The sequence below is a fragment of the Faecalispora jeddahensis genome (genome assembly GCF_000577335.1).
In the GTDB taxonomy this organism is placed as follows: domain Bacteria; phylum Bacillota; class Clostridia; order Oscillospirales; family Acutalibacteraceae; genus Faecalispora; species Faecalispora jeddahensis.
Genome location: NZ_CBYL010000084.1, coordinates 1 through 4,750, shown reverse-complemented (window position 1 = coordinate 4,750; position 4,750 = coordinate 1). Strand labels below are relative to the sequence as shown.

Genomic DNA, 4,750 nt, shown 5'->3' with positions numbered 1-4,750 from the left:
GTCGCGGAACGGCAAGCAGAGAAAACTATCTGTTCTCACGCGGAAACAACCTTGTGACAAGCTGCCGAAAGCATCTCTGCGAGCCAACGAGAGCGCTTTGAAAAGGATCGCCGCCGAACGGAAGCGGAGAGTTGCTTTTCTGCACTGATTAGGCGAGTGGGCATTTTCAATGGAGCGCCTTTTCGGAGGCTGTCGTTTGCAATGTTAGGGACTGTTAGACAAGCGGATTCCAAAGGTGTCCTTTGGCGAATCTTTGCTTCCTTTCTTTTCGCAAGAAAGGAAGGGCCGGCCCCGGCCTGAGGGGCAAGCCCGCGCAAGCGGAAATCCTGCGGTTGGCCGCAAAAAAACCTTTTGCACATGGCAGAACAAGAAGCTATCTTCCCTGTTACGAGGGGCAAGCTAAGAAATTGATTGCGAGAAAAGAAGGCATGTCCTTCTTCAATGGAGCAAATATGGAATATCTCAAGGCGGAACATGTGTCGTTTTTTTACGATGCGGTGGAAGAAGGGGAGCAGGCGCAGCAGGTGCTGCGCGATGTTTCCATGAAAATCAGGAAGGGCGAGTTCGTCGCCCTTTTGGGGCATAACGGTTCGGGAAAATCCACCATGGCCAAGCACTTTAACGCCATGCTGCTGCCCAGCGGCGGGCGGGTGTATGTGGATGGAATGGACACGATGGACGAAAACCTGAAATATGAAATCCGCCGGCGCGTGGGGCTGGTGCTGCAAAATCCCGACAATCAGCTGGTGGCCAGCATTGTGGAGGAGGATGTGGCATTCGGGCCGGAAAATCTGGGCATCCCTCCGGCGGAAATCCGCCAGCGGGTAGACGCGGCGCTGGAAGCCGTGGGAATGTCGGAATACGCTTCGCACTCCGCACACAAGCTTTCCGGCGGGCAGAAGCAGCGCGTCGCCATCGCGGGAATCATCGCCATGCAGCCGGACTGCATCGTGCTCGACGAGCCGACCGCCATGCTCGATCCCCGCGGTCGCACAGAGGTTATGGAGACCATCCGCCGGTTAAACCGCGAGCGCGGCATCACGGTGGTGCTCATCACTCATTACATGGACGAGGCCGTGCAGGCCGACCGGGTGATCGTGATGGACAGCGGTGAAATTCTGCTGGAGGGCGCGCCCCGCGAGGTGTTCTCTCATGTGGAGCTGCTGCGGCAGCACAGTCTGGACGTACCGCAGGCCACGGAGCTGCTGTACCGGCTGGGCAAGGCCGGCTGTACCGTGCCTGAGGGTGTTTTGAACGAAGAGGAATGTGTGGCCGCCCTGGAGCTGCTGCTGAACGAATAAACTTTTTGCACCGCTTAGAGTGCTGCAAGAAATTCGTTGATCCGCGAAACGGAGGAACAAAACGGCATGTCCGAAGTCATATTGGAAACAAAAGAGTTAACATACCGGTACGGTGTGGGCACCCCACTGGAGCAGGTTGCGGTGGACAACGTAAATATCTCGATTCGCCGGGGAGAGTTTCTGGGTGTGATCGGTCACACCGGCTCGGGAAAATCGACGCTGATTCAGCAGCTCAACGGCCTGATGCGCCCGACCTCGGGACAGGTGCTGTTAAACGGGAACGACATCTGGGCCGAACCCAAGAAAATCCGCGCGGTGCGTTTTCAGATAGGGTTGGTGTTCCAGTACCCCGAATACCAGCTGTTTGAAGAAACCGTGTTCCGCGACATTTGCTTTGGCCCGCGCAACATGGGGCTTTCGGAGGAAGAGATTAAGGAACGCGCGCTCGGCGCGGCGGAGTTCGTCGGCCTCAAAACGGAGCTGTTGGAAAAATCCCCGTTCGAGCTTTCGGGCGGTGAGAAGCGCCGTGCGGCGATTGCCGGCGTGGTCGCCATGGACCCCGAGGTGCTGATTCTGGACGAGCCCGCCGCGGGGCTGGACCCGCAGGGACGCGACCAGCTGCTTGACCAAATCCGCAGCTATCACCAGCAGCGCGGCAACACGGTGCTGCTGGTATCGCACAGCATGGAGGATATTGCCCGCGTGGCGGACCGAGCGCTGGTGATGAACCGCGGAAAAGCCGCGATGCTCGACACCGTGCAGCAGGTCTTTTCACGCCGCAGCGAGCTTGAAAACATGGGCCTACGTGTGCCGCAGATCACAAAAATCATGAGTCTGCTGCGTGCCAAGGGCTACCCCGTAAACGAGGGCGCGCTCACAGTGGACGAGGCGCTGCGCGATTTGCTGCCGCTGTTGCGGGAAAGGGGGTGCGTGCGATGATCCGGGATATTACGCTCGGCCAGTATTTTCCGGGGAAATCCCTTGTTCACCGCATGGATGCCCGCGTAAAGATCGTACTGACCTTTGTCTTTATCATTTTCATTTTTATCGCGAATAATCTGCCCGCCATGCTGCTGATGGTGGGAATGGTGCTGAGCGCCATGCTGCTTTCGGGCATTTCAGTGCGCCAGTATCTCAAAAGCCTCAAGGCCGTGATCATTGTAGTGGCGCTCACGTCGGTGCTGAACCTGTTTTACGGCAGCGGCGATATTCTGGTGCAGTGGGGCTTTTTAACCATTCGTACCGGCGGTGTGATCAACTGCATATTTATCGCGGTGCGCATTATCAGCCTCATTCTGTTCAGCTCGGTGCTGACGTTCACGACGTCCCCGACCGATCTGACCGACGCGCTCGAGCGCATTATGAAGCCGCTGAAGATCTTTCACGTGAAGGTGCACGAGATCGCGATGATGATGACGATCGCGCTTCGCTTTGTGCCGACGCTGCTGGAGGAAACCGATAAGATCATGAGCGCGCAGAAGGCGCGCGGAGCCGATATGGAGAGCGGCGGGGCCATCCAGCGGGCCAAAGCGCTGATCCCGATTCTGATTCCGCTGTTTGTGTCGTCGTTCCGCCGTGCTTATGAGCTGGCGATGGCGATGGAGTGCCGCTGCTACCGCGGCGGCGAGGGCCGCACGAAAATGAAGAGCCTGCATATGACAACTCTGGATGGGTGGGCGATTGCGGTCTCTTCCGCCGCGTGCGTTGGTGTGGCGCTTTGCGTGATGCTGCTGCCCAGCCTGTTTTAACGGGAGGGAGGCGCCATGCGGAATATTCTTTTCAACATCAGCTATGACGGGTCTGCCTACCACGGGTGGCAGGTGCAGAACAACGCCATTTCGGTGCAGGAGGTCTTTCAGCAGGCGATGCTTCAGGTGGTTGGCTGTGTGCCGGACGTAAAGGCCTGCAGCCGAACCGATACCGGCGTGCACGCCCGGCAGTTCTGCATCAGCGCGAAGATCGAACGCAACATCCCATGCGAGCGGCTTACGCCCGCAATGAATCATTTTCTGCCGCCGGATGTCGCGGTGCTTTCCTGCCGCGAAGTGCCGATGGACTTTCACGCACGCTATTCCTGCCGGGGCAAGGAGTACGTCTACCAGATCTGGAACGCCCCGGTACGCGACCCGTTTTTGTATGGTTACGCCCTGCACTACTGGTACCCCATGGATTTGGAGAAGCTCAACCGCGCGGCCGCGCATTATTTAGGCACGCACGATTTCACCTCGTTCTGCACGATCGACGCGCGCGACGCCGGCAATATGGTTCGCACCGTTACCAAGGCCGAGGTGAGCCGCGAGGGAGACATGGTACGCTTTACCGTGGCAGCAAACGGCTTTTTGTACCACATGGTACGCATTATGGCGGGCACGCTGCTGCGCGTGGCCCAGGGAAAATTCGAGCCGGAGCAGATTCCGCAGATTCTGGAGCAACGCAACCGCCACATAGCGGGGCCGACAGCTCCGCCCGGCGGTCTGTACCTGAACCGTGTTTTTTACGATGAGGAAGTGATGGGATGACCCGAAAAACCAGGGGAAAGCGCTTTGTAGACGACGAGAGCGATCTGGAGGAGCTGGGCCACGAGGGAAATCCGAATGCCCGGGAACGCCGGGAGAGAGTCGTATTCCCGCAGATGCCCCGCTGGCTGTACCGCGTGATTCTGATTTTGCTGATTTCGGTGGCGGGCCTGCTCGTGTGGTTCAACCGCGACAACCTGTCACCGCAGAATATCGGCGGGTGGATTCAGTCAAAGGTGGTGGGCATGGGAATGGGCGACGGCTACCCTGCCGCGCTCGACAACGGCCGCAACGTGGCGCCCGGCAATTTTTTTGCCGCGGATAAAAATGTGGCAGTGGTCAGCGATACCTCGGTTACCGTGCTCAACTCCACCGCCAAGGAGCTGGTGCGCCGCCAGCACAGCTTTTCAAATCCAGTGGCAAAGGTCTGGGGCCAGCGCGTGCTGGTGTATAATCTGGGCGGTACGGGCTATCAGGTAGAGAGTATCTCCAAGGCGGGGGAACGCCGTATTGCCGACGCGGAAATTCTCGCCGGCGCGATTGCCGGCAACGGGCGTGTGGCTCTGGCGACGGAAAGCCAGGGGTACTACTCCCGCATGACGGTATACGGGGAAAACGGCAAGGCGTTTTATACTTACGATTTTTCGGAATATTACATTACCCATATTGCTTTGAACCGAAGCGGTACGAGAGCCGCCGTGGCCGGGGTGGCCGCAAAAAACGGCGCGATGGTCTCCGTGGTGTACCTGTTCGATTTCGGCAGCCCGAAGCCGGTGTCGCAGCTTGTGTATCAGGACAATCTGGTGCTTTCGCTCGACTACGGGCAGAACGGCGTCATTGTTGCGGTGGGCGACCAGCTCACGAGCATTATTTCAGAAAACGGCGGGAAAACGGATTACAGCTACGGCTCGCAGAGCTATCTCGGCAGCGCGG

General features: G+C 58.3%; 5 protein-coding genes. All 5 read left to right on the top strand.

Features of this window, described 5'->3' with window-relative positions:
- The first annotated feature begins 452 nt into the window (after positions 1-452).
- Complete coding sequence (locus TY09_RS17250; RefSeq protein WP_081759693.1) at positions 453-1,301, top strand: energy-coupling factor transporter ATPase; 849 nt, start codon at positions 453-455, stop codon at positions 1,299-1,301.
- A 66-nt stretch (positions 1,302-1,367) separates the two neighbouring features.
- Positions 1,368-2,240 (top strand): energy-coupling factor transporter ATPase, encoded by an 873-nt coding sequence (locus TY09_RS17245; protein WP_242841527.1) that lies wholly within the window; start codon positions 1,368-1,370, stop codon positions 2,238-2,240.
- Entirely contained in the window at positions 2,237-3,049 is an 813-nt protein-coding gene (locus tag TY09_RS17240; protein WP_042436940.1) for an energy-coupling factor transporter transmembrane component T family protein, read from the top strand. The genes TY09_RS17245 and TY09_RS17240 overlap by 4 nt, the downstream gene beginning before the upstream one ends.
- A 15-nt stretch (positions 3,050-3,064) precedes the next feature.
- Positions 3,065-3,820 carry a tRNA pseudouridine(38-40) synthase TruA gene (gene truA / locus TY09_RS17235; RefSeq protein ID WP_009060829.1) on the top strand — a complete coding sequence of 252 codons (756 nt, stop codon included), beginning with the start codon at positions 3,065-3,067 and terminating at the stop codon, positions 3,818-3,820.
- Positions 3,817-4,750, top strand: a 934-nt coding sequence (locus TY09_RS17230) for a DUF5711 family protein (protein ID WP_042436937.1), incomplete at its 3' end; no start/stop codon positions are given. The genes truA and TY09_RS17230, both read left to right, overlap by 4 nt.

Excerpts from the sequence above, each read along its gene's own strand:
- TY09_RS17250 (WP_081759693.1), top strand. The coding sequence starts at position 453 with ATGGAATATCTCAAGGCGGAACATGTGTCGTTTTTTTACGATGCGGTG.
- truA (WP_009060829.1), top strand. The coding sequence starts at position 3,065 with ATGCGGAATATTCTTTTCAACATCAGCTATGACGGGTCTGCCTACCAC.
- TY09_RS17245 (WP_242841527.1), top strand. The coding sequence starts at position 1,368 with ATGTCCGAAGTCATATTGGAAACAAAAGAGTTAACATACCGGTACGGT.
- TY09_RS17240 (WP_042436940.1), top strand. The coding sequence starts at position 2,237 with ATGATCCGGGATATTACGCTCGGCCAGTATTTTCCGGGGAAATCCCTT.